Source organism: Corynebacterium sp. HMSC035E02, from assembly GCF_001836065.1.
GTDB lineage: Bacteria > Actinomycetota > Actinomycetes > Mycobacteriales > Mycobacteriaceae > Corynebacterium > Corynebacterium hiratae.
The window spans coordinates 1-22,804 of the sequence record NZ_KV827371.1 but is presented as its reverse complement, the minus strand read 5'-3'; the positions used below and the strand labels follow the sequence as shown (position 1 = coordinate 22,804).

Sequence of the window (22,804 nt, the reverse complement as noted above, 5' to 3'; positions counted from 1 at the left end):
CATGGCAGTGTGTACACCTCACAAGCATTTCAAGATCACTGCGCCCAGCTTGGCGTGCGCCAATCCATGGGAGCAGTGGGAACGAGTGCCGATAATGCCCTGGCAGAATCTTTTAACGCCACCTTAAAGCGTGAAGTCCTGCGTGATCGGAAAGTGTTTGACAATCCCATCATCTGCCGCCAAGAAGTCTTCCGATGGTGCATGCGCTACAACACGCGCAGACGGCACTCCTGGTGCAATCTTCTAGCCCCCGATGCCTTCGAAGCACTCACATCAGCTACACTGACCCAAGCAGCATAGCTAACCCCCGACGTGTCTACTTTCCGGGGGCCAGGCCCCACCTCAGCCTGGCTGGAACTGCACTGTGATGAAGACACCGGCATTAAACTCGACGCCTTCATCCACCACACCGCCGCCAAGGAAGACATCACCATCCCGGAGGCAGTCATAAAACTGCTTTCTGGTGAGATTAAGCCACCAGCTACCGTGGTGTTACACACCTACCAGGCCTGCGACATTGAGGATGCACCAACCTTTATTGAAGGCTTCGGCTGGCGGGCTAAGCCCATGCCGCATGATAAGACCCGGGACTTAACCGGTGACGTCGCCGAAGCAGACGGCTACCAACCAGGAGTCATCATGCGCAAACATGTCGAAGGCCGTGACGGGACCTGCCGGGTTGGCGGCTGTGGCAAACCAGCTTTCCTTAGCCAGTTGGATCATCGGCATAACTGGGCTGAAGGCGGGCCCACCCACCCGAAGAACCTAGCGTGTTTATGCCAGGGTCATCACAACATGAAAACTGATGGCAGCCTCAAATACCTGCTGGACCCCTACAGCGGGGATGTCATCTGGCTATATGAAGACGGCACTTGGACTATTACCGAAGCCGACGGGCCGCTAGCACCAAAACAGAAACGGTGGGCACAAACAGTAGCCCAACACATCACCGCCACCAGGAAACGCGTACGCGAAGACGCCCAACACTTAAAACAAGAACTCGACGACTACGCACAACAACAAGCCAAAACCAAAGCAGAAGCCAAGGATGAAAGCAAGACCAACGCTGATGCCGGCAGCGACGACATCCCCTTCTAAACCCCGTCGTTCCAGACGACGAAGAACTCAGACACACTCCGCGGAGGCTGAACCCAGACTCGTCGTTTCAAACGACGAAACCCGACCAAGGAAACCGAAAGGAAAAGAGAAAGACTACGAACCAGCAAACACACACCGTCGGATAAAACGACGAAGGCCGGCGGCCTCCCACGTCAGTGAAAGACCCCGGCTCATGCGCACTACGGGCTGGCCCGAAGTGTGTCTACTACTTGCGCCCTGCTTCGTAGGCGGCGCCGACCTTGTACAGGCGGTCATCCTTAAATGCCGGTGCCATGATCTGCAGGCCGGTGGGCAAGTTGGTGTCGGATGCCATTCCGGAAGGAACGGACATGCCGCACACGCCGGCGAGGTTCAACGGCAGGGTGCACAGGTCGAAGTTGTACATCTCCATCGGGTCCTCGACCTTCTCGCCCAGCTTGAAGGCTGTGGTCGGGGTGGTCGGAGAAACGAGGACATCGACCTGCTCGAAGGCACGCTCAAAGTCCTGTGCAATGAGGGTGCGAACACGCTGCGCTTGGAGGTAGTAGGCGTCATAGTAGCCGACGGACAGGGCGTAGGTACCCAGCATGATGCGGCGCTTGACCTCGGGGCCGAAGCCAGCCGCGCGGGACAGGGACATGACCTCTTCCGCAGAGTGGGTTCCATCATCACCCACGCGCAGGCCGTAGCGCATGCCGTCGAAGCGGGCCAGGTTGGAGGAGACCTCACACGGCATGATGAGGTAGTAGGCAGCGAGAGCGTCATCGAAGTGCGGGCAGTCGACCTCAACGATCTCTGCGCCCTGAGACTTCAGCTGCTCAACGGCTGCATGGTACGCCTCCATCACGCCCGGCTGCCAGCCATCGCGCTCGAATTGCTTGATCAGGCCAACCTTCACACCGGACAAATCGCCGTTAGCGCCCTCCTTGGCAGCGGCGACTACCGGCGCGACCGGCTTGTCCACGGAGGTGGCGTCGAAGGAGTCGTGGCCGGCAATGATTTCGTGCAGCAGTGCGGTATCCAGGACCGTGCGGGCGGTCGGACCAGCCTGGTCCAGGGAGCTTGCAGCGGCGATGAGGCCGTAGCGAGACACCGTGCCATAGGTCGGCTTTACGCCCACGGTGTTCGTCAGAGCGGCCGGCTGGCGAATAGAGCCACCGGTGTCGGTACCGATACCCAGCGGAGCCTGACCAGAAGCAAGGGCTGCCGCGGTACCACCACCGGAGCCGCCCGGAGTGCGCTCGGTGTCATACGGATTGTGGGCCGGACCATAAGCGGAGTTCTCGTTGGAGGAGCCCATCGCGAACTCATCGAGGTTCGTCTTGCCCAGGATCGGGATACCGGCCTCGCGCAGCTTGGTCACCAGCGTGGCGTCATAGGGTGAGACCCAACCTTCCAGCATCTTGGAGGCGGCGGTTGTGGGGGCGTCGGTAGTCACCAGCAGGTCCTTGAGCGCCAGCGGCACGCCAGCCAGGGCAGAGGCTGGTTCTTCGCCGGCGTCGAGGGACTTATCGACGGCGTCGGCAGCCGCCAGCGCTTCCTCAGCACCAACGTGCAGGAAGGCGTTGAGTTCACCATCGGTCTCCGCGATTCGGTCCAGGAAGGCCTGAGTTACTTCGCGGGAGGTGAGCTCGCGGGAGTGAATCTTCTCAGCCAGCTCGGCGGCGGTCAGTGCGGTAATGCCCTCGGTGGGCGTAATGAATTGTGCCATTCTTATTCGTCTCCTCCACCCAGAATCTGCGGAACCATGAAGCGGTCATCCTCGGTCGCGGGCGCCTGATCCAGAGCCTGCTCAGCGGTGAGGGTGCGCACGATGACATCCTCACGCATCGGGGCGTTAACGGAGTGCGGGTGCGACATCGGCTCCACACCTTCAGCCTCGACCTTGCCAACCGCGGACACCGAGTCCACGATCTCGTCGATCTGCGCGGCGAACTGTTTTAGTTCTTCCTCGCTCAGGGCCAATCGCGACAGCTTTGCCAGGTGCGCGACCTCGTCACGCGAAATATCAGACACGCGAACTCCATCCTTTTATTCATTGAGACGGTTGATAGCTAAGCACCCATGGTACTGCACGGCTGGTGCCACGCCACCACCACTCCTCCCCCTACACACCACTGAAGCTATTGAATAGTATTCGATACGTTGGGTACCATCGATCAAGTTGTACAAACTATTCGCATCAGCGATTTCCCTACCTAGTCATCTTCCCCCAGAAAGAACGATATGTCGTATCTCGTCCGTGTCCTACTCCCTGACACTCCCGGCAGCCTTGGCCTCCTCGCCAACGCGATGGGCAGCATCGAGGCCGATATTCGTTCCGTGGATATCGTGGAGAATTTCCCGGACGGCACGGTCATGGATGACATCGTCCTCGATCTCCCCCAGTCCACCATGGCTGATGAGATCATCACCGCTGCACAGACCGTGGAGGGCGTAGAAGTTGACTCCATCCGCCCCTTCAGTGGACGCGTTGACCGCCGTGGGCAGATCCACGTGCTGGCTAAGGTGGCTTCGCAACGCAACGTCACCGCCGCGATGAAGGAGGTGTGTGCAGCAATCCCGAAGGCGCTGACCTCCAATTGGGCCATCGTCATTGCTAATGACGACAAGATCAGCCGCATTGCTGCCTCCGACGCCGCGCCTGCCGACGACGGCTCGATCCCCACCGACCTCAACATCACCTCGGCGCGCGTGCTCAATCCGGAGAAGGACACGTGGATTCCTGAGTCGTGGACGCTGATCGAATCCGCGCTGGCTGCCGCTCCCCTCGTGGGCACGAAGTATGTCGTCGTCATGGGCCGCGTCGGCGGACCGGACTACCTTGCCTCCGAGGTCGAGCACTTGGGTGACTTGGGCGCTATCTTGGGCGCCTTCCTCACCTAGTTAGCAATGCGTTGAGTCCCGCGGCGACGTCAGGAACCACGTGGTCCACCTCGTCGGTAATCTGCGTTCCCGGGAACGTGAAGGACTCGGTGGCGATGGAGTGCATCGAGAGATCGTTAAAGCTATCGCCGAAGGTGTAGAGTTCAGCTCCTTCGTGACCGAGGTGGCCAAGCAACCGCGTCAAGCCCTCGCCCTTGTTGTGCCCGGGCGGCATGATGTCGTAAAAGTCGCAGTTGAACGAGGACTCGACTGCACAATTCGCGCGGACCCACTCGTCGACCTCGCGGCGCAGCTCAGCGTTGCCTGGAATCCACAGGGACATGAGAACGGTGCTGCGCTTGGCGACGTCCCCCGGATCCATCACTTCCGTATTCGCCACCATCGAGGATTCCCGGCCAGCCAGCCCATCCCACACCACCTGGTCTGCTCCAGACAAGCCTGTGAGGTAGATATTCAACGGCAGCCCAGTGAAACGGTCGATGACGGCTTGGACGATATCACTGGGCAGGTGCTCCTCGTGGAGGATGGAGTAATCGCCGTCCGTGATGACGGTGCCGTTGTAGAGCACGTGGTAATCCAGCTCCACGCCGAATGGCTCAAGGGTGTTGCGTGCATTGGCGATGGACTTGCCCGTCGCGGAGATGGCGAGGTTGCCAGCGGCCCGCCACGCAGCGATGGCTTCCTTTACGGCCTCAGTTATGTCTTCGTTGACGTAAACGGTTCCATCCATGTCCAAAGCCGCAATCTTCATGCCCCGTAGTGTATTAGACCTTTCACGGCCGAGTCCACCACCGCGGTGCACGCCTCCTGGATGTCGGGTTGCGCCCAGGGGAAGGTCAGGGAGACGTCGGCAAGCGCGTGCATAGGCAGGTCATTGTGACCATCACCTAAGGTGATGAGCTCAATCTCGGAACGCTCGCGGCTAAGATGTTCAAGCAGCCAAGTCAAGGCGAAGCCCTTGTTGTGGCCGGGCGGCGTGATATCGAAGAAGTTTCGGTTCATCGCGGTGCCGACGGGAAAGCGGTCCGTCACCCACTGCGCAATCTCTTTCTGTAGCTCTGGGTTACCCGGCGTCCAGGCGGCGACGAGGGGGAAGACTTCTTTTTCGATGTGCTCGGGTGAAACTGGAACGGGCTCGCTGATGATGGGATTGTGCACGCCCTCCACGTTGCGCACGAGGTGGCCGTCGGGGCCTTCCAAGCGCGTGCAATACAGGTCGAGCTTCGGAATACCACGAACCCGCTCATACACAGCACGGACCACCTCGGGCGGCACGTGGTTTTCGTAGAGCAGTTCATAGTCGCCATCCATGATGACGGTGCCGTTGCACAGCAGGAAGTAATCGAAGTCGACACCGAAAGGCTCAAGCGCACGCCGCGCCGAGTGCGACGACTTACCCGTGGCCACGACGGCGAGGTTGCCCGCAGCGCGCCACTGCGCAATGGCCTCTGGGACTTCCTCAGGCATATACCCATCGAAGTAGATGGTGCCGTCGAGGTCGAAGGCGGCTAGCTTCATGCCTCGCCCGTTTCCAGCAGACGGGTGAAGCCCTCTTCATCCAGGATGGTCAGCCCCAGATCGCGGGCCTTCTGTTCCTTGGATCCGGCATTCTCTCCGACCACGACGTAGTTCGTCTTCTTAGACACCGAACCGGATGCCTTTCCGCCGCGGGTGATAATGGCCTCCTTGGCCGAATCACGAGTGAAGTTCTCCAAGGTACCGGTCACCACCACGGTGATGCCTTCAAGGGTCTGCGCCGGCTTATCGCTGGCTTCCTCCTCCATGGTGACCCCGGCGGCGGTCCACTTCTGCACGATGTTGTCGTGCCAATCCACCTCGAACCACTGCTTGAAGGATTCCGCGATGATGGTGCCCACACCATCGGTATCCGCCAGCTCCTCGACCGATGCTGCGCGCAGCACTTCCATGGAGCCAAAGCGGGTGGCTAGTGCACGTGCCGCAATGGGGCCGACGTGGCGGATCGACAGCGCGACGAGCACCCTCCAGAATTCAGCCTGGCGGGCCGTCTTGAGGTTCTCCAGCAGCTTCTTACCCGAAGCATTGAGCGCGCCCTTCTGCGTGGTGTAGACCGAGGATTTGAGGAGTGCTTGTTCATCGAGATCGAAGAGGTCCGCCTCATCCTTGAGCACTCCGGAGGAAATCAGATCCGCGGCAGCCTTCTCCCCCAGCTCGCCAATGTCGAGCGCCTTGCGGGAGGCCAGGTATTCCAGGCGTGCCGCCAGCTGGGCCGGGCAGCTACGAGTGTTCGGGCAGCGCCAGTCCTGGTCGCCTTCCTTCTGCGGAGCCAGCTTCGTACCACAGGCAGGGCAATTCTCCGGAAAGACCCATTCAGTCTCGCTGCCATCGCGCTTGTCCAGAACGGGGCCGAGGACCTCAGGGATGATCTCTCCGGCCTTGCGGATGATGATGGTATCCCCGATGAGGACATTCTTGTTCTTGACCTCGAATTGGTTGTGCAGGGTGGCCATGGAAACGGTCGAGCCGGAGACGAAGACCGGCTCCATGATGGCGAAAGGCGTCACGCGCCCGGTACGTCCCACACCGACCTCGATGTTGAGCAGCTTGGTGGTGACCTCCTCCGGCGGGTATTTATAGGCAATAGCCCAGCGCGGCGCGCGCGAAGTCGCGCCCAAGGCGCGCTGGCTGGCCAGGTCATCGACCTTGATGACAAGCCCGTCCATTTCAAAGTAGGCATCGTGGCGGTGCTCCTCCCAGTACGTGACCCGCTCTTGTACCTCCTTGGCTGTGGTGACCCGCTGGGTATAGGGAGACACCGGAAATCCCCAAGCCTCTAGGGCCTTGTAAGCATCGTGCTGCGAGGTGGGCTGGAATCCCTCGCGCGCGCCAATGCCGTGACAGACCATGTGGAGCCGGCGCTTCTTGACGTCCTCCGGATCCTTCATGCGCAGCCCGCCTGCCGCCGCGTTGCGGGGGTTGGCAAAGGTGGGCTTGCCGTCTTCGCGGCGCGCGGAGTTGATCTCCTCAAACTCATCCGGGCGCATGTACACCTCGCCGCGGACCTCCACCAGGGACGGCACCGGATACTCTTTGGTACCCGTCAGCTCGTGCGGGATATCGGGGATAACGCGTGCATTGGCGGTGATGTCCTCGCCCACACGACCATCACCGCGTGTGGCGGCCGTGGCGAGCTTGCCATCGCGGTAGACCAAATCAATGGACAGGCCATCAATCTTGAGCTCGGTCAGATAAGCCTCGGCCGGCGTGCGGTCCAGCCAGTCCTGCAGCTCATCCGCACTGAAGACGTTGTCCAAGCTGTACAGGCGCTCCAGGTGCTCGATGTCGACAGCACCTTCCGGCGCAGCACCGACCTGCTGGGTTGGCGAATCCGGGGTCTGCAGCTCCGGGTGCTCCGCCTCAAGCGCCAGCAAGCGCTGGAAGAGCGCGTCAAAGTCCGCATCCGGGATTGACGGCTCACCGTTGTAGTACAACTCACGGTGCTTGCGCACTTCCTGGGCAAGCTCGGACCATTCGCGTTGGATATCTACTGCATCACTCACGAGTCACTAGTGTAGCGGGGCTACCGGACATGCCTATGACCTGCGGATGGTCATTCTGCAAGAGTTCGTCCGTCATTCTGCAGCACTTCCACAGTGCGTGTCCGAGCCGGGCGCTAGAGTGTTGTCCATGAACTTCGACGCCACCCGCATGCTCTCCTTCGACCTCGAAACCACCTCCGTGAAGCCCAAAGAAGCCCGCATCGTCACCTCTGCCCTGGTGCGTATCGACGGGCGTGAAGTAGACAAGCGGGAAATGCTCGCTGACCCCGGCGTGGAGATCCCCGAGGAAGCCGCCAAGATTCACGGCATCACTACTGAGAAGGCCCGCGCGGAAGGTCGCCCCCACGAGGAGGTGCTCAAGGAGACGGTCGATTCCATCTATAAGGCCTGGGACGAGGGGCTCACGCTCATCGTCTACAACGCCGCCTACGATCTCTCCGTACTGCGCGCGCTGACCGGGGACTTCACGGTCAACGGCCCGGTGTTCGATCCTTTCGTTATCGACCGCGTTAAGGATAAGTGGCGCAAGGGCAAGCGCACCTTGGAGGAGGTCTCCGCCCATTACGGCGTGGAATTGAGCAACGCGCATGAGGCGACTGCCGACGCCCTCGCGGCCGCCCGCGTGGCCTGGAAGCAGGTGCGCCAGCACTTCCCTGAGCTAGCCCAGATGGATACCAACGAGCTCATGGAGTACCAGGCCGTCGAGTGGTACAAGGACCGCGAATCCTTCAAGAAGTACCTGGAAGGCCGCGGGCGGGACGCCTCGGATGTCTCCACCGCGTGGCCGATGATTTCTTAACTCCCACCCCCTCACCCAAATAGCACTTGCCAGTTTTCTAGAGTTCTGGAATTCTAGAAACCATGGAAACGACAGTCGAAGCACGCCTCGCCGAACTCGAAGCGCGCGTCGCCGCGCTTGAGGGGCGCACCACGCCCACCGACGCCGGCCCCGCATCCACCGCGGAAGAAGGCTCGGCCTACTGGCTGGTCGACGCCCTCGCACCCAACGAGCAGCTTCCCGACGGCTCCATCATCTTTGGCGGCAACATAAACGTCGGCAAGCGCACTTATGCCTATCAATGGCAGCGCCCCACGAACTTCGTCACCGACGAGGATTGGGCAGAAAACCTCGAGCGCCTATCCGCTCTTGCCCATCCAGTCCGCGGCGAAATCCTGCGCCGCCTGCTCGCCGCACCCGCGACAGCCGCAGAGCTTGTCGAAGAAGACATCGTCTCCTCTACCGGCACCGCCTACCACCACTTGAGCGCGCTGACCCATGCCGGCTGGACCACGAAGTCTGGCGGCGAGTATTCCATCCGCCCCGCCCGAGTTATCCCCCTTCTCACCATCATCACCGCGAGCGAGGACCACTAATGCGTAGAATGTCCCTAGCCGTCATCGCTGCCATTGCCGTTGCAGCCATCCTGCTCATCACAGGGCCGCAAAGGATTACCCTGGCAAAAGACAAAACTGGTGACGAAGCCTTAGCTGCCCAGTTGAAAGAGCACTCAGAGTCCGGCTTCCACAACCTCACTGCCTTTACCCTCCAGGACGGCAAGGTCACCTTTGCGGGACTGGGCAGCGACGAGCACACGGAGGTCGAAATCGGCTCCGTGACCAAGATGTTCACTGGCGAACTGGCCCACCAGCTCGTCGAAGAGGAAAAACTGAGAACTGACACCACTGTGGGCGAGGTCCTCAATGTTGGCGATGCGCCCGTCGCTGACGTCACCGTCCAAGAATTGCTCGACCACACCTCTGGCCTACCGCGACTGGCGAGCGCGAGCCTCCTCAGCAATCTCGCCTCGGGTGTCACCGGCTCGAACCCCTATGAAGGTGAGACCATTGAGGACATCGTGGCTGCCGCCACGGAGGCCGAACTAAAAGACCGCGGTAAAGAATCCTATTCAAACCTTGGCTATGGGCTCCTGGGCCACATGCTCGAGACCGTTGACGGGCAACCTTATGAACAGATGCTCAAAGAACGCATCTTCGAGCCAGCTGGCATGACAGAAACCTATCTCATGACGCCGGGCTCTGTGCCTGACGACGCTCCACGCGGCCTAACCCCCACCGGCCGCCACGCTGAGCCGTGGGAGATGGAAGGCTCCGCACCCGCGGGAGCCATCCGCTCCACGGCAAGTGACATGGCCAAGTTCGCCGAGTGGTTCATGGACAACGGCGATACCGACTTCGGCTGGCAGCCTCCCAGCGAAAACAATGCTGGGTACTGGCACAACGGCGGTACATACGGTTACTCGACGATGCTCATCATCGAACCAGAGACCAAACGCGCTGCCTTCGCCAACAACGATTCCCTCGCCGGTACCGAAGACCTCGCCCAAGCTCTATTCGACGAGCTCGGATCCTAAGGAGACACCGTGTTACTCACCATCAGCATGATCGTTATCATCGCCTCCCTTCTATGGTCCGCATGGAAGGCATTCACCACCCCAGGGAAGACAGTCTCGCGCGTTGTTTCCGTAGCAATCACTGCCTTCGTCATCGTGCTCATCGGATATACCTTGCCCTGGAATGCGGACCTCCACTTCTTCTGGTGGTATGGCCTCGTCGCCGCATGTGCTGTGTACGCCGGTGCGGTGGCCTGGCGGGCTATGGATTCGAAGCCCGCAAGCACAATCTAAGTCCTCCCGTACACTGACGTTATGACTGCTCCCGCTTACCGCACGGTCCATATCCACGACGTCAATCCCTCCGTAATTGCCACCCTTCAGAAGCGCGCTGACGCCGCTGGGGTTTCTTTGGAAAACTACCTGCGCGATCTCCTGACAACCACAGCTTCACGCCCTGAGTTTTCGCCGCGTCCCAGCGTCCAGGAAAAGCTCGCGGAGCTCACCCAGCGTGCCCCTATAGCTATAAACGGCGATTTTGACATCGTCGGCGCCATTCGGGCGGGGCGGGACGCCTAATTCCACCTGGGGGACGAAAGTCTCCCAAATCTCCGCTTTTAGAAAAGTCTCCCAAATCTCCCAATGCCCTAGGATTGAGACTATGTCCCCACATGAGAACCCATTCCGCCCCACCTTCGGCGTTCCACCACTCTTTTGGGTTGGGCGCACGGCAGTGCTCGACACCTTCCGGGCTGCACTCGACTCCCAGCCGGGCAGCCCGGGCCGCTCGCTCATCATCAGCGGTGCCCGCGGTATCGGTAAGACGGTTTTGCTCAATGAGCTCGAAGATATCGCTTCTAGCCGCGGGTGGATTACCCTGCGGGCCTCGGGACGCAGCTCCTTGGTGGAGGAACTCGTGGACACCACCATCCCGCGCATCATAGACAAGCTTGCCCCGGCGGATAAGAGCAAGGTCAACCGCGTCGGTATTGGCGGCCTGGCAACCATCGGCATCCAGCACAACACCGAGGAAGCCTATAAACCGACGTTGAACACCCGCCTGCGCGAGCTTTTAGGCCTGCTCAAAGGCACTGGCGTACTGCTCACCATCGATGAAGTGCAGGACGCAGACGCCGAGGACCTCACCTCCCTGGCCGTGACCTACCAAGACTTGGTGCGCGATGAGCTCGATGTCGCTATTGTCGCCGCGGGCCTTCCGCAGGGAGTCAACCGCCTGCTGGACCTGCCGGGTGTGACCTTCCTGCGCCGCGCGCAGAAGTTCGTTCTGGGGCCGCTCTCCCCCGCGAACGCCAAGGTGGCCTTCACAGAAACCGCGGCGCAGTCCGGACTCGAATTCACCGAGGATGCGGTTGCGGCTGCGGTGCGGCTGTCCCGAGGCTACCCCTACATGGTGCAGCTGGTGGGCTCATTGGCCTGGGGAAAGGCGCAGCGCGAGGGTGGAAGCCGCATCGAGGAGGGTGACGTCGCGGCAGTGTCAGCCGAGGCGATCTCGGTTCTCGGCGCCCAGGTCCACCAGCCCGCTACCCTGGCGCTTCCGCCAGCGCAGCGCCTCTTCCTCGAAGCGATGAGCGCGGTTATGGAGAACGGCACGGCGGAAATCAAGAACATCGCCGCTCACCAGGACCGGACGGTGCGCTCACTGTCGGCCACGCGCCAAAGGCTTATCGACGCCGACCTGATCGAGCCCACCGCACACGGCCAACTCCAGTTCGTCATCCCTTATATGGAGGCCTACTTCACCGCGACGGACAGCCTGGGGAGGATTGATTAAAAGGGAAATTGGGGAAGCAAAACTAGCCGCAATCCCAGTAAAAGACAGCACCATCGGCCCTGCCAGTGTTTTCGGAGCGGTACACGACAGCCTCGCCAGCCTGCATTTTCTTCAATGCGTCCGGGTGCAGAAATACGTGGGCCACACCGAGGTCACCCCACATGGCCTCGAAAGGAAGCTCTTCTTCTTCCAGATATGTGGAATCGATTTCTAGGAAGTGAACGTACCCTTCAGGCTGCGTAGGGTCTTGTGCGAAGGCTGGGAAACCGCCAAGCATAATGTCGCTTTGGTTTCTGGCTGCGGCTCGCAACTCAACCAGCTCGTCAAAGTAATCAAACTCTTCAAGAAAGTCATCGCCTTTTCTAGACTTCAAAGCCTCGTACACTGCATAGTCGGTGGGAGGGACCATTGCCACTGCACTAGACAAGGAGATCGGAGAGTTCATAACCTCCCCAAGATCCTTGCTAAACGGGGAACAAAAATCCTCGTGCTTTTCATCGAAGGCAGCAGGCTCCGCGGTATGAGGTCCAGGAAAGCTGTGGTTGCCAAAGCCTTCCGCAGGCTCAGGGATATAGCGAATTTCCATGCCATCGCCAGGCGAATCCGAATCGAAACCGCCGAAGAACGGATCAGCACCGACGAAGAGTTGAAAAATTCCTGACTCCGGAATCAATCCGTCGAGAGTTGCTTCGCTTTCCGACGCCCCCTCCGCACGCACATGACAGACAATATCGGCAAAATTTAGCTGAATGATATGGAGTAATGGCTGACCGTTCTTTGAAATGGGCCATGTCGAACCTTCCGGAAGATACGGTCTACCTCCGAAGTACGAGCCATGTTCGGTGGGAGTGCCGTTGGAGTAGGGAAGGACGACGCCTGGCTTGGCAAGTTGGATTAGGTCATCGGCATCTTCGGAGACGAGCTCTCCGGACTCGATCATCGAACGTAACGCTTTAACCTGTGCTGTGAACTCTGGCATGGCAGGTGGTTCTTTCTCTAGGACAACGAGGGATTTAATCAGGGATTATCCTTCAAAAGAAAGCATGCTGCAATAGATATCTAGCCTGTTCTGGTTCATATTCGAGGCCTAGGTCAGGTGAAAGCTCAATTAGAGATCCCCAGCATCGCGGGTGAGAATGCCGGCGGTCTCGTTAACCGAGCGCAGAGAACGAGCGGAAGCCTTGACGGGATAGACGTCGAAACGGTCGACGAGGAGCTCGCGCGGCATGCCGATGCGGTCGAGATGCCGGGCCAGCGCAATGGCCTCCGCGCGGGCATCGGAACCTTCAAGGCCCAGACCAATGCGGTGGCCCGCGTTGAGGTGCTCGCCCAAGCCGTCCAGGTGGCGCGGGGTCTCCAGACCACGGAAATCCGTGAGGAAGGTCGTGGCTGCGGGCGCGACTGACCACAGCGGCGGGGCGTGCAGGTAGTCGGCCTCGAAGACAAGGAGCTGCTCAAGAGCTACCTCATCTGGGACCGCCGGAATGGTATCGAAGTCGGTGGTGCCGGGGATTCGGCCGGCGATGACATCGGCAAGCAGGGGCTCGTCGAGCTGGATAGCGACCTCCCCGTGGAAACGGCGCGCAACATTCGCGGCGTGGGCACGGACGCCATAGAGAAGTGACTCTGCGAGTTCGTTAAAGGCGCCGCGATCGGTGAGGACACGGTGGCCGTCGGAAAGCTCAATGCTCGCCGCAAGCGACCAGGGACCGAGCGCTTGCACCTTAATACGGGGCACGGTTTCGCCCCAGACTTCCTGGACCTCGTCGATATCGCGCTCCAAGCGGTCCCACGTACGCCGGGTCAGCAGCTGCGGGCGCGCTGTCATGCGCCACGAGCGCGGGCCGCGGTCGATGGAGATAGCCTCCAGCATGCTGGCCGTGCGGCCCACCGCATCCGACCCCAACCCGCGCTCGGGAAGTTGCGGGATGGCAGGGAGCTCGGTCTCCCCCATGATGATGTCCGCGGCCTCTGCGATGGAGGTACCGGGCATGGGGCCAAGGGCGAATCCCGTCATCTGTTCTCCTTCCCGAATGTTTTTCTTTTAATACCGAATCAAAGACTACTGCGACATCTATAATGCAATTCACAAACCACTAAGTCGCAGATAGTAAAGGATACTCCCGTGGCACTTGAACAGTTTTCTGGCTGGACCTTCTATTCTCCTTGCGAGATTCCGAGCGACATTCCGTCAATTCTCGCAGCCAACGAAAAGCCAATCTGCGCATTTAAAACTGTCCGAGACGCAGCGGTCTTCACTAGCCACCGATTGATTATCCGAGATTCTCAAGGTCTCACTGGAAAGAAAGTCGAAATCTATTCTCTCCCTTACTCCTCCATTAACATGTGGTCGACGGAGAATGCCGGAAAGCTCCTAGACGTAAATGCTGAACTGGAGCTGTGGACACGGGCTGGCCACTTCAAAATCAACATCGGGCCCAAAGTCGATATTCGGGCACTCGACCGACTCATCGCTGACTGCGTGCTTCGCTAAAGCTACTCGGTCCCGCAGATGGTGCCGGAGCCCAGGACAATATCACCCAGCTCATCCGGGCTCGGCAGATAGAGCACAGCCGCCTGGCCACGAGCCACACCGGAAAGAGGCTCCTTCAGTTCCAGCGTCATGCGGTCGGCCTCGCGGTCCACGTGAGCGCGGCAGGGAACGACAGAGCCGTGGGCGCGCACCTGCACCTCGCAGTCGAAGTCACCTTCCATAGCCGGGTGCAGGTACTTCAGGCGGTCAGCCTCGATGCGGGTTACGGCCAAGTCGGCACGCGATCCCACGGTGACGGTACCGGTGGCCGCGTCGATGTCGGTGACGTAGCGCGGGGAGCCGTCGGCAGTCGGCGTCTTGATGTCGAGGCCCTTGCGCTGGCCGATGGTGTAGTTCCACGCGCCGTCGTGTTCCTTGAGCTCATTGCCCTCGGTATCCACGATCATGCCGGGGCGCAGGCCGATGGAACGGCCCAGGAAGGCCTGGGTATTGCCGTCCGGAATGAAGCAGATGTCATAGGAATCCGGCTTGGCCGCCGTGGAGAAGCCATGGCGCTTGGCTTCCTCGCGGATCTGCGGCTTCGGGGTATCGCCAATCGGGAAGAAGCAGTGATCCAGCTCTTCCTTGGTGATAACACCCAGCACATAGGACTGGTCCTTGTTCTCGTCCAAGGAGCGGCGCATGTAGCCATCATCGTCGATTGTGGCGTAATGGCCCGTGGCCACCGCATCGAAGCCCAGCGCCATCCCCTTGCGCAGTAGCGCCGCGAACTTGATCTTCTCATTGCAGCGCAGGCAGGGATTCGGGGTCTCACCGCGGGCATAGGAGTCCACGAAATCGCCGATGACGGCTTCCTTGAACTCCTCAGAGAAGTCCCACACGTAGAAAGGAATGCCGAGCTTGTCGCAGATGCGACGGGCATCGGCGGAATCCTCCAAGGAGCAGCAGCCGCGTGCCTTCTCACGAGTCTGCTGCGCATCCTTGTGCAGGGCCAGGTGCACACCAATGACGTCGTGGCCCGCCTCCACCGCACGCGCGGCTGCGACCGAGGAATCGACGCCGCCGGACATGGCTACCAATACTCGCATGCTCTCCCCTTCTCGTTTCGTTATCGCCCACCAAGGCTAGTCGCGGTGCACCTCATACCCCAACACACGAACCACGCAGCCTATTCCCTAAGCTAAGAGGCACTATGGGCAGAAAGCGCAACACCACCAATTCCATCGCGGGCACCTACGAGATTTCCACCGGCGAACTCGTCGTCGAGCCGGATCCTTTCCGCGACGGTGCCTTCATCCTCAACGTCAATGGCGTGCCATCCTCACACCTCATCCCCGATGAGCCGCGCACCCTCGAGTTCGAGTACATGCGTTGGATTGCCGCCGCGGTGGAGAACCTCGCCCCTGGCAAACGTCTGCTCCACCTGGGCGGCGGTGGCTGTTCTCTTCCCCGCTACTTCGCTGACCTCTGGCCGGATTCCCACAACACCGTCGTCGAGCTCGACGCCAAATTGGCCGAGCTCATCCGGGAACTGGCCGATATTCCTTCCGCTCCTCGCGTGAAAATCCGCGCCGGCGAGGCACGCGCCGTGACCGAGGGCTTTCCGCCGAACCGCTTCGACGTCATCATCCGCGACGTCTTCGCCGGCGCCGTCACGCCCGAGCCTCTCACCACCGAAGAGTTCTTCCAGCACGCCCACGCCACCCTATCCCCCGGCGGTCTTTACGTTGCCAACTGCGGTGACCATTCCGATCTCCAGGGCGCGAAGGCGGAACTAGCTGGAATGGCAGAAGTCTTTGCCCACGTCGCCGTTATCGCCGACCCTCCCATGCTTAAGGGTCGGCGCTACGGCAACATTATCCTCATCGGCTCAGACACCGAGCTGCCCCACGACGGCTCCCCCGAAGCCGCCGCCCTGGCCAAGGCGCTACTCTCCGGTGCGGTGCCCGCACACTTCCGCGACGAGTCCTGGACCCGCCGCTTCTTTGACGGCGCGAGCCCCCGCCACGACGCCCCGGCAACCGCCGACGATTAGCGCAGGCTCTTGAGCAGGTCCGCCACCTGCTTGGAATCAAATGCCGGGATCTCCACACCCGCGGCGTGACCAGCACTGCGTGCGGCACGGCTGGCATTCTCCACGTCCTGCTCGCTGACGTTGTTGGCATCAAAGTCCTGGAGGTGCTGCGCGTTATCCAGGAAGATGGCTAGGTCGCCGACGGTGGCGTCGTTGTTTGCCAGGCTCTTGAGGTCATCAACGCTAATAGCGCCGGTGTTGAGCAGCTTCTCTGCCTGCTCCACAAGCCCGGTCGGATCCACGTCTAGACCCGCATCCTTCGCGGCATCGGCCACGGCAGGAACGGCTGCTGCACCAGCTGCCAGCGCCAGGATTCCGGCAATCAGCACGCCAGCATCATCGCCCAAGTCCACGCCCGGGATGACCAGATCGTCCAAGATGCCACCGAAGTCGATGTAATTGCCAGCAGAGAAAGAGTGCAGCTGCGCCTCAGTACCGTTGAAGAGGTTCAGGTCAACGTCGGTCTCAATGCCGGCCACGCGTCCGCTACCGGAGCGCTGCCAGAAGGCCAGCTTGTCCCAGCCGCCGACCGGGTCCGGCGCGGTGTCCTGGTAAGCCGCCAACCACAGCGGGTACTCGGAGAAGCGCGTGGTATTACCCATCTGGCCCATCCAGAAGTACTTGTAGGTGTACAGCATCGGCGTGCGTCCGGTCAGGGACTTGACCTCCGTCATGAAGGTATCAATCCAGTCAGCAAGCTGGTCGGCACTCAGCCCCTCATCAACCTCGATGTCGAGCACCGGTGGCAGCGTCTGCGTCGGCACCAGCGCGATTTGGGAGGCGAAGCTGGCCGCCTGCTGCTTGGCATCACGTGCCGGGCGTGCGTAGTGGTAGGCGCCCACCTTCAAACCAGCAGCTGCTGCGGCATTGGCATCGCGCACGAAGTGGTTGTTGACAAACCCAACGCCCTCGGTGGCTTTGACAAAGGCATAGGACTGGCCGTCGGATTTCACAGCATCCCAATCGATCCCACGCAGGGACATGTGGTTATTGCCGGAGACATCCACACCAGAAGGTGCGTAGGACGGGATGGCAACGGCAGTGGATACGGACAGCGCAAGGGCCGTTACTGCAGTAACGGCAGCGGTAACAAGGCGACGTGCATGGCTCATGCGCGCCACACTACCTCCGCTTTAACACCAAACACTGAAGCAACACACGAAACATTAAACTCTTTTGCCACACCACCAACTCAACTCCCCAACAGCCGCTCCCAACAGCAGCAACCGCTGCTAAACTGCACTTCACATCGCCACCACCCCATCAGGCGATCACGACGCCGACGAAGGACAGCGCCATGGACCAGCCCACCATCGACCCACACGTTCCCAACGAGCCACAGCAGCCTGCCGACCCAAATGCGCCCAAGGCAACTCAAGACCCCAACGGACCCCAAGCGCCCAAAGCATCGGAGTTGCCTCCACGCCGCGGCTGGGAAGGAGTCTTCAACGAGAAACTCGCCCTGTGGGGCTCCGCTATCCTTCTGGCTGGCTGGGCACTGGGGTTGCTCTCCTTGCTCATCGCCGACAGCGCTGCATCAGGCACTGATGATGCCGCGTCCTACATGTTTGGCTTCCTCGGCATATTCACCTTCATCGGGCTGTGTATCGCAACGCCTTTCCTCGCGACGCTTTTTGCCTTCATCGCCATCGCATCACTCGACTCTGACGTGCCAGAACGCAAGCGAAACGCCAGAATCGCACTCGTGCTGGCGATATTGAGCATAGTGCCCATCGTTGTCTACTTCGGGCCAAAATACATGTTTTAGGTCTTGGCCCTAGGTGCTGCGCTGTAGGTGCCAAGTCCAAAACCTTGATACTTACGCAGTGCTTTGCGACGTCCCGCCCACGCTCACGAACTCAGGTCATCCAGCGATTCAGAGCAGGACGAGCCGCAGCCACAAATAACGAGGAATAGCTCATTGCATCGCTATTCGGAACCCAGCCCATCCACGATTCGCACTGTCTCCATAGCCACGCGCACGACTTTCCCAATCAGGTCCACGATATAGCGCGGGTTGCCCACCTCGTCAGCCCAATCATTCGGGTCGTTGACGATGCCAGAGGCCTTATCTTTCTTGACCTGGTAGCGGTCAATAAGCCAGGCAACGGCCGAGCGCGAGCCCAGCATGTACTCGTCGGCTTCTTCCGGGATACCGGATATGGTCACGCGCTTGTTGTAGATCAGCTTGGTCACGTCATTGACGTTCTTACCTGTCTCCGGGTCCTTGCGCTTGGCCCACTTCATCTTGAGCACGCGCCAGGTCTCACGGTCGGACTCATCGCCCTTGAGCTGAATATCCAGCGGCCACGGCTCCACGGACTCGTAGTTAACGTGCAGGTCCATCAACTCTTGGCCAGCAGCAGCAAACTTGTCGAACTCCGCGCGCGACGAAGGCGTCTCAATATGCGGCAGCATCTTCTTTAAGTCAGCCGCGTACTTCGTGCGGTAGCCAGGGTCATGCAGCTTGCCGTAGACAAAGTGGAAGATGTCATCACCCGTGATGTCAGCACCCAGCACATCGCGGTAAAGAGCCTTAATCTCATCAGTGATGTTGTCCACGCGCACGTAGCCGTCAACGACCTCACCAACCTTGCCGTAGATGCTGGTCTCGCCCTGCTTGGCGACGCTGCCCTCGCCAAACAGCCCACCATCGTCGGCTTTGGCGGCGGCCCAGGTGAAGCGGGGGAAGAATTGCGACGTGCCAATAACATGCAAATCAGGCAAAAGATCCGTTGCCAGCAGAGCTGATCCCACCGATTCACCAGCACCTACCGTTACGAACCCAATATTCCGGTGTTCAGGGGTTGGGAATATTGATGGGAGTTGTGAACGTTCGTGATTCAACAACCTGTCATAGTAAACATGCTGTGAACAAAATGGCCGGTAGAGACTTTTTACAATCCTGCCAGTATCAAAATCAAACTTTGTATTTCGGTAGACAGAATTCCGCAGCGAACGGCTCCACTTAATCCGACTAGCGTCAGCAAAAGCAGGATTGAGCTGCAAGAAATCTGCAACCAGTGACTCCCCTTTTCCATTGCCTAGCAATTCTTGCTTATGAAATTCGGAGCGCGCCTGTTCATAAGTGCGCCCCAAAGCTAGAAGTTGTTCTTCAAGTCGCAACTTGTTGAAGGAATAGACCCACGTATCTCTACCTGTCTCCAAACCACGGGTAAAAGACCCAAAAATCTTTGTTGAGGAGCCCTTCTTCTCGCCTAACACTGGCCAAGTCTCGAATTCTTCCGATCGCTGATTCAGCCAGTCACCTTCTGTGTTTGGTGAAATGGATTGCCAGTCGATGGTTTCAATTGAGGAAGAGTCGACGATGTCAAGCTTCTCCTCGGCGGTGAGATAGTCGCCAATGTCACGGTAGTGCAGCTCAAAGCCTGACTTTGTTGGATCTTTAACGCCGACCGTTATGGCTACAGTACTGCGGGAACCAGATCCGAAGACTTTGCCGCCTTCCTTTCGTGATTGCTCACCTGCGGTACGTTGGTTCCCGCGAAGGTTAAACACATAGAGATCGGTGAAATCCTCGGCCATCGATAAGCGCACACCATCGCCGGTGTTTCCGTCGATCCAGCCGCCGTTTGAGACGAACGCGACCACACCTTGGTCACCAATACGGTCGGTGGCCCAGCGGAAAGCTCTTAGGTATGAGTCGTAAAGCGAGTTCTTGTTGGTGGCAGTGGACTTTGCGGCGTAGGTCTCCGCAATGCGCTTGTCCAAGCTCGGATACTTCAGGTTCGCGTTGAGGTCGTTCGCGGACTTCTGCCCCGCTGAGTACGGCGGGTTACCAATCACCACGTTGATAGGCGCATTCTTCTGGCGCTCGATGGTCTCGTTGTTCTCGCGGAAGATGTTGAGATCTGGGATGTCGCCTTCCTCGTGTATTTGGAAGGTATCGGCCAGGGCGATGTTGGTGAAAGAAACGTACTCGGGTGCTGGTTCGCCGTTGCGCAGCGCTGCTTCCTCACGCAGGGCGTTGTAGGTGGTCTCAATGTTGACGGCGGAGACGTAGTACGCGAGCAGCATGATCTCGGTAGCAAAGAGCTCGTTGGCGTACTTTCGCGCAAGGTCTTCCGGTTTGATAAGTCCCGACTGCAGGAGGCGAACCGTGAAGGTGGAGGTGCCGGCAAAGGGGTCGAGGATGCACACGCCCTCGTCGGTAAGCCCCTTACTGAAGTGCTTCTTGGATACGTCGTCAGCAGCGCGCAGGATGAAGTCGACGATTTCGACTGGGGTGTAGACGATGCCAAGGGCTTCTGATTGCTTCTTGAAGGCCTTGCGGAAGAAGCGCTCGTACAGTTCCTTGATGACCTGCTGCTTACCGGAGGCAGAGTTCACCTCAGAGGCGCGGACACGGACGGACTCGTAGAACTTCTCCAGAGACTCGGTCTCAGTATCGAGGTTCGCCTTGGACAGAGCCTTGACCATCTTCTCCATGACCTGGGCCACGGGGTTGTGGGTGATGAAGTCATGGTTCTCAAAGAGCGCGTTGAAGACCGGTGCCGTAATGAGGTGCTGCGAGAGCATCGAGATGGCGTCCTCTTCGCTGATGCCATCGTTAAGGTTGTTCCGAAGGCCTTCAACGAAGCTGTCGAATTCGGTGCGGAGGGAGCCGTCAGCGCTGTCGAGAAGTGCCTTGATGCGGGTGATTTGGTTCTCCGCAATGGTGGCGACGTCGTCAGCCCAGTCTTCCCAGTAGGTGCGGGTGCCGACTTTGTCCACCAGCTTGGTGTAGATGGCTTCTTGCCACTGTTCCAGCGGAAACAGTGCCATCTGTTTAGCGAGATCCCCGCGTCGCTCTGCTTCGTCAATATCGCCGCCACCGATATTCGCGTCGCTGCTATTGAGCTTCTCCCGAGGGTCTTCTTCCTTCTTGGCATCGTTTGGATCGTCAGGAATCGGATTGACCGGAATTGGGATGATCGGGAGCTCGTTGGGGTCGCCATTCAGAGCAATGGAGTTAATCTTCGCGTTGAAGCGATCATCGTGGGCGCGCAGCGCGTTGAGGATCTGCCAGACCACCTTGAAACGTTGGTTGTCGTTGAGCGCTTCTGCCGGGGAGACGTTGCTGGCCACGGCCACGGGCAGAATGATGTAGCCGTAGTCCTTGCCCTCGGACTTGCGCATGACGCGGCCGACGGACTGGACCACGTCCACCATGGAGTTGCGGGGGTTGAAGAAGATGACGGCGTCCAGCGCCGGGACGTCCACGCCTTCGGAGAGGCAGCGCGCATTGGTGAGCATGCGGGACTCGTGCTCCCCTGCTGGGGACTCCAGCCAGGAGAGCTTGGTGCCGCGCTCCATGGCGTTCATGCCGCCATCGACGTGCTGGGCGGCGACGTGTAGGTCGACGTTGGTGAGGGAGACGTCGTTAAGCACTGCCTTTTCTTTGAGCAGTTCCTGGTGGGTGCCAATGAGTGAGGGGTAGGTCTCCGCGATGAGTTGGGAGGTCTTGATGTCCTTGGCAAAAGCCACGGCGCGCTGCATGGGCTGGGCGTCTTCCTCAAAGCCGCCCTTCTTGCCCTGCAATTCGCCGGAGCGCTTGGCCAGGCCGTTCCAGGCGCCAATCATGGCAGAAGCGAGGGAGAGGTTGACCTGGTTGTTCTCACTGTGGGCCATGGCTTGGGCAGCCACGGATTCATCCACGGTCATGACAAGCACCTTGTAGTCAGTAAGCAGCCCCTTGTCCACGGCTTCGCCAAAGCCGAGGCGGAAGAACTCTGGTCCGTAGATGGCTTCATCATCCATAGAGGCAAGCTCCGCGGAGTGCTCTTCGGCTTTGCCCTTGACGGCTTCGTCGTAGAGGCGCGGGGTGGCCGTCATGTAGAGGCGCTTGGCTGCCCTGATGTAGTCGGCGTCGTGGACCCGGACAAAGTTGCTGGCATCCTCACCGGCCAAGGTGATGCCGGTGGTGCGGTGGGCTTCATCGCAGATGACGAGGTCGAAATCATCGAGGCCTACCTGCTGGGCATCGTGCACAGCCTGGATGGACTGATAGGTGGAGAAGACGATGTTGAGGCCCTTGGCGCGCTTGCCGGATTCAAAGCGCGTGGTGATGTCCTTGCCTTCGGTGGAGACTGGCACCTCAAGGTCATAGACGGCGATGTCCTCGGCCTTCTTGGAGACCTTGCTATCGGAGCACACCGCGAAGGCACGCATGTCGAGGCGGCCCTGGGCGATCCATTCCTTCAGGGTTTGGGAGAGCAAGGAAATAGACGGCACGAGGAAGAGGATGCGGGCTTTGCCGCCGTTGTCCTCAGCGACGCGCTCCGCAAGGCGCAGGGCGGTAAAGGTTTTGCCGGTACCGCACGCCATGATGAGCTTGCCGCGGTCATGGGTCTTGAAGCCTTCAATGGCTTTGTCGATCGCCGCCTGCTGGTGCGGGCGGGGCTCAAACGTCTCACGTTGGGAGAGGTTGATCTGGATGGTCTTATCGCGCACCTCCGAGCCGGGGAAGGCCACGTCCCAGTTGATGGGTGACTCCGCGATGGCGGAGATGCCAATGCGGCTGGTCGGAATAATCTGGTTGGCCAGGGCGTCCTCCGCGTGGGAAGACCA

At 59.7% G+C, this 22,804-nt stretch carries 22 protein-coding genes; 12 read left to right on the top strand and 10 right to left on the bottom strand.

What is annotated here, in order from left to right; all coding sequences use genetic code 11:
* Both HMPREF2635_RS13115 and HMPREF2635_RS10655 read left to right on the top strand, forming a co-directional pair.
* Positions 1–300: integrase core domain-containing protein (locus HMPREF2635_RS13115; protein WP_141761709.1), on the top strand; the 300-nt coding region annotated here is incomplete at its 5' end.
* A 12-nt stretch (positions 301–312) separates the two neighbouring features.
* Positions 313–1,098, top strand: a complete 786-nt coding sequence (locus HMPREF2635_RS10655) for an HNH endonuclease signature motif containing protein (RefSeq protein ID WP_246824878.1) — start codon at positions 313–315, stop codon at positions 1,096–1,098.
* A 226-nt stretch (positions 1,099–1,324) separates the two neighbouring features.
* Here the strand turns inward: HMPREF2635_RS10655 and gatA are convergent, their stop codons facing one another.
* Both gatA and gatC read right to left on the bottom strand, forming a co-directional pair.
* Entirely contained in the window at positions 1,325–2,809 is a 1,485-nt protein-coding gene (gene gatA, locus HMPREF2635_RS10650) for an Asp-tRNA(Asn)/Glu-tRNA(Gln) amidotransferase subunit GatA (RefSeq protein ID WP_070754930.1), read from the bottom strand.
* Between the two features lie 2 nt (positions 2,810–2,811).
* Positions 2,812–3,114 (bottom strand): Asp-tRNA(Asn)/Glu-tRNA(Gln) amidotransferase subunit GatC, encoded by a 303-nt coding sequence (gene gatC / locus HMPREF2635_RS10645; RefSeq protein WP_046649343.1) that lies wholly within the window; start codon positions 3,112–3,114, stop codon positions 2,812–2,814.
* 210 nt (positions 3,115–3,324) lie between these two features.
* On the opposite strand from gatC, the gene HMPREF2635_RS10640 reads away from it, so the two are divergent.
* A complete protein-coding gene (locus tag HMPREF2635_RS10640) occupies positions 3,325–3,984 on the top strand; it encodes an ACT domain-containing protein (RefSeq protein ID WP_046649342.1) in 660 nt (219 codons plus the stop codon).
* Here the strand turns inward: HMPREF2635_RS10640 and HMPREF2635_RS10635 are convergent.
* The 3 genes from HMPREF2635_RS10635 to ligA are packed head-to-tail and all read right to left on the bottom strand — an operon-like array spanning position 3,977 to position 7,523.
* Positions 3,977–4,735, bottom strand: a complete 759-nt coding sequence (locus HMPREF2635_RS10635) for an HAD family hydrolase (RefSeq protein ID WP_070511618.1) — start codon at positions 4,733–4,735, stop codon at positions 3,977–3,979. The genes HMPREF2635_RS10640 and HMPREF2635_RS10635 overlap by 8 nt on opposite strands.
* A complete protein-coding gene (locus HMPREF2635_RS10630) occupies positions 4,732–5,502 on the bottom strand; it encodes an HAD family hydrolase (protein ID WP_070821730.1) in 771 nt (256 codons plus the stop codon). The genes HMPREF2635_RS10635 and HMPREF2635_RS10630 overlap by 4 nt, the downstream gene beginning before the upstream one ends.
* On the bottom strand, positions 5,499–7,523 hold the full coding sequence (gene ligA / locus HMPREF2635_RS10625) for an NAD-dependent DNA ligase LigA (protein ID WP_070515613.1): 2,025 nt from the start codon (positions 7,521–7,523) through the stop codon (positions 5,499–5,501). The genes HMPREF2635_RS10630 and ligA overlap by 4 nt, the downstream gene beginning before the upstream one ends.
* 127 nt (positions 7,524–7,650) lie before the next feature.
* On the opposite strand from ligA, the gene HMPREF2635_RS10620 reads away from it, so the two are divergent.
* The 6 genes from HMPREF2635_RS10620 (at position 7,651) to HMPREF2635_RS10595 (ending at position 11,666) form a co-directional block, all read left to right on the top strand.
* Positions 7,651–8,322: a 3'-5' exonuclease gene (locus HMPREF2635_RS10620; protein WP_070515611.1), complete on the top strand. Its 672-nt coding sequence runs from the start codon at positions 7,651–7,653 to the stop codon at positions 8,320–8,322.
* 62 nt (positions 8,323–8,384) lie between these two features.
* Positions 8,385–8,897, top strand: a complete 513-nt coding sequence (locus tag HMPREF2635_RS10615) for an ArsR/SmtB family transcription factor (protein ID WP_049157229.1) — start codon at positions 8,385–8,387, stop codon at positions 8,895–8,897.
* Positions 8,897–9,895 carry a serine hydrolase domain-containing protein gene (locus HMPREF2635_RS10610; RefSeq protein ID WP_070547391.1) on the top strand — a complete coding sequence of 333 codons (999 nt, stop codon included), beginning with the start codon at positions 8,897–8,899 and terminating at the stop codon, positions 9,893–9,895. Before HMPREF2635_RS10615 ends, HMPREF2635_RS10610 begins: the two co-directional genes overlap by 1 nt.
* Before the next feature lie 9 nt (positions 9,896–9,904).
* On the top strand, positions 9,905–10,168 hold the full coding sequence (locus HMPREF2635_RS10605; protein ID WP_070681093.1) for a hypothetical protein: 264 nt from the start codon (positions 9,905–9,907) through the stop codon (positions 10,166–10,168).
* Positions 10,169–10,189: 21 nt separating this feature from the next.
* A complete protein-coding gene (locus HMPREF2635_RS10600; protein WP_070821729.1) occupies positions 10,190–10,453 on the top strand; it encodes a hypothetical protein in 264 nt (87 codons plus the stop codon).
* A gap of 82 nt (positions 10,454–10,535) precedes the next feature.
* Positions 10,536–11,666, top strand: coding sequence for an ATP-binding protein (locus tag HMPREF2635_RS10595; RefSeq protein ID WP_046649331.1), 1,131 nt, complete (start codon positions 10,536–10,538; stop codon positions 11,664–11,666).
* Positions 11,667–11,688: 22 nt separating this feature from the next.
* On the opposite strand, the gene HMPREF2635_RS10590 is transcribed toward HMPREF2635_RS10595, so the two are convergent.
* Together HMPREF2635_RS10590 and HMPREF2635_RS10585 are read right to left on the bottom strand one after the other, a co-directional pair.
* Positions 11,689–12,645 (bottom strand): DUF1963 domain-containing protein, encoded by a 957-nt coding sequence (locus HMPREF2635_RS10590; protein ID WP_046649330.1) that lies wholly within the window; start codon positions 12,643–12,645, stop codon positions 11,689–11,691.
* Positions 12,646–12,774: 129 nt separating this feature from the next.
* The gene (locus HMPREF2635_RS10585; protein ID WP_049157233.1) at positions 12,775–13,683 is read right to left on the bottom strand and encodes a uroporphyrinogen decarboxylase/cobalamine-independent methonine synthase family protein; all 909 of its coding nucleotides are present in this window, start codon (positions 13,681–13,683) and stop codon (positions 12,775–12,777) included.
* Between the two features lie 108 nt (positions 13,684–13,791).
* Here HMPREF2635_RS10585 and HMPREF2635_RS10580 point away from each other — a divergent pair, with 108 nt between their 5' ends.
* Positions 13,792–14,160 (top strand): PH domain-containing protein, encoded by a 369-nt coding sequence (locus HMPREF2635_RS10580; protein WP_046649328.1) that lies wholly within the window; start codon positions 13,792–13,794, stop codon positions 14,158–14,160.
* Positions 14,161–14,162: 2 nt separating this feature from the next.
* On the opposite strand, the gene mnmA is transcribed toward HMPREF2635_RS10580, so the two are convergent.
* Positions 14,163–15,248: a tRNA 2-thiouridine(34) synthase MnmA gene (gene mnmA, locus HMPREF2635_RS10575; RefSeq protein WP_070511603.1), complete on the bottom strand. Its 1,086-nt coding sequence runs from the start codon at positions 15,246–15,248 to the stop codon at positions 14,163–14,165.
* Between the two features lie 104 nt (positions 15,249–15,352).
* On the opposite strand from mnmA, the gene HMPREF2635_RS10570 reads away from it, so the two are divergent.
* On the top strand, positions 15,353–16,195 hold the full coding sequence (locus HMPREF2635_RS10570; RefSeq protein WP_070821728.1) for a spermidine synthase: 843 nt from the start codon (positions 15,353–15,355) through the stop codon (positions 16,193–16,195).
* Here the strand turns inward: HMPREF2635_RS10570 and HMPREF2635_RS10565 are convergent.
* Positions 16,192–17,346: a glycoside hydrolase family 25 protein gene (locus tag HMPREF2635_RS10565; protein ID WP_070821727.1), complete on the bottom strand. Its 1,155-nt coding sequence runs from the start codon at positions 17,344–17,346 to the stop codon at positions 16,192–16,194. The genes HMPREF2635_RS10570 and HMPREF2635_RS10565 overlap by 4 nt on opposite strands.
* Positions 17,347–17,531: 185 nt before the next feature.
* On the opposite strand from HMPREF2635_RS10565, the gene HMPREF2635_RS10560 reads away from it, so the two are divergent.
* Positions 17,532–18,002, top strand: coding sequence for a hypothetical protein (locus HMPREF2635_RS10560; RefSeq protein ID WP_070821726.1), 471 nt, complete (start codon positions 17,532–17,534; stop codon positions 18,000–18,002).
* Between the two features lie 161 nt (positions 18,003–18,163).
* Here the strand turns inward: HMPREF2635_RS10560 and HMPREF2635_RS10555 are convergent.
* Positions 18,164–22,804: DEAD/DEAH box helicase (locus HMPREF2635_RS10555; protein ID WP_070821725.1), on the bottom strand; the 4,641-nt coding region annotated here is incomplete at its 5' end.

What these genes read in the sequence shown, in the direction of transcription:
- HMPREF2635_RS10560 (WP_070821726.1), top strand. Translation starts at nt 17,532, where the DNA reads ATGGACCAGCCCACCATCGACCCACACGTTCCCAACGAGCCACAGCAG.
- HMPREF2635_RS10570 (WP_070821728.1), top strand. Translation starts at nt 15,353, where the DNA reads ATGGGCAGAAAGCGCAACACCACCAATTCCATCGCGGGCACCTACGAG.
- HMPREF2635_RS10595 (WP_046649331.1), top strand. Translation starts at nt 10,536, where the DNA reads ATGTCCCCACATGAGAACCCATTCCGCCCCACCTTCGGCGTTCCACCA.
- HMPREF2635_RS10590 (WP_046649330.1), bottom strand. Translation starts at nt 12,645, where the DNA reads ATGCCAGAGTTCACAGCACAGGTTAAAGCGTTACGTTCGATGATCGAG.
- HMPREF2635_RS10620 (WP_070515611.1), top strand. Translation starts at nt 7,651, where the DNA reads ATGAACTTCGACGCCACCCGCATGCTCTCCTTCGACCTCGAAACCACC.
- HMPREF2635_RS10640 (WP_046649342.1), top strand. Translation starts at nt 3,325, where the DNA reads ATGTCGTATCTCGTCCGTGTCCTACTCCCTGACACTCCCGGCAGCCTT.
- HMPREF2635_RS10610 (WP_070547391.1), top strand. Translation starts at nt 8,897, where the DNA reads ATGCGTAGAATGTCCCTAGCCGTCATCGCTGCCATTGCCGTTGCAGCC.
- HMPREF2635_RS10615 (WP_049157229.1), top strand. Translation starts at nt 8,385, where the DNA reads ATGGAAACGACAGTCGAAGCACGCCTCGCCGAACTCGAAGCGCGCGTC.
- gatA (WP_070754930.1), bottom strand. Translation starts at nt 2,809, where the DNA reads ATGGCACAATTCATTACGCCCACCGAGGGCATTACCGCACTGACCGCC.
- HMPREF2635_RS10565 (WP_070821727.1), bottom strand. Translation starts at nt 17,346, where the DNA reads ATGAGCCATGCACGTCGCCTTGTTACCGCTGCCGTTACTGCAGTAACG.
- HMPREF2635_RS10600 (WP_070821729.1), top strand. Translation starts at nt 10,190, where the DNA reads ATGACTGCTCCCGCTTACCGCACGGTCCATATCCACGACGTCAATCCC.
- mnmA (WP_070511603.1), bottom strand. Translation starts at nt 15,248, where the DNA reads ATGCGAGTATTGGTAGCCATGTCCGGCGGCGTCGATTCCTCGGTCGCA.
- HMPREF2635_RS10635 (WP_070511618.1), bottom strand. Translation starts at nt 4,735, where the DNA reads ATGAAGATTGCGGCTTTGGACATGGATGGAACCGTTTACGTCAACGAA.
- HMPREF2635_RS10630 (WP_070821730.1), bottom strand. Translation starts at nt 5,502, where the DNA reads ATGAAGCTAGCCGCCTTCGACCTCGACGGCACCATCTACTTCGATGGG.
- HMPREF2635_RS10585 (WP_049157233.1), bottom strand. Translation starts at nt 13,683, where the DNA reads ATGACGGGATTCGCCCTTGGCCCCATGCCCGGTACCTCCATCGCAGAG.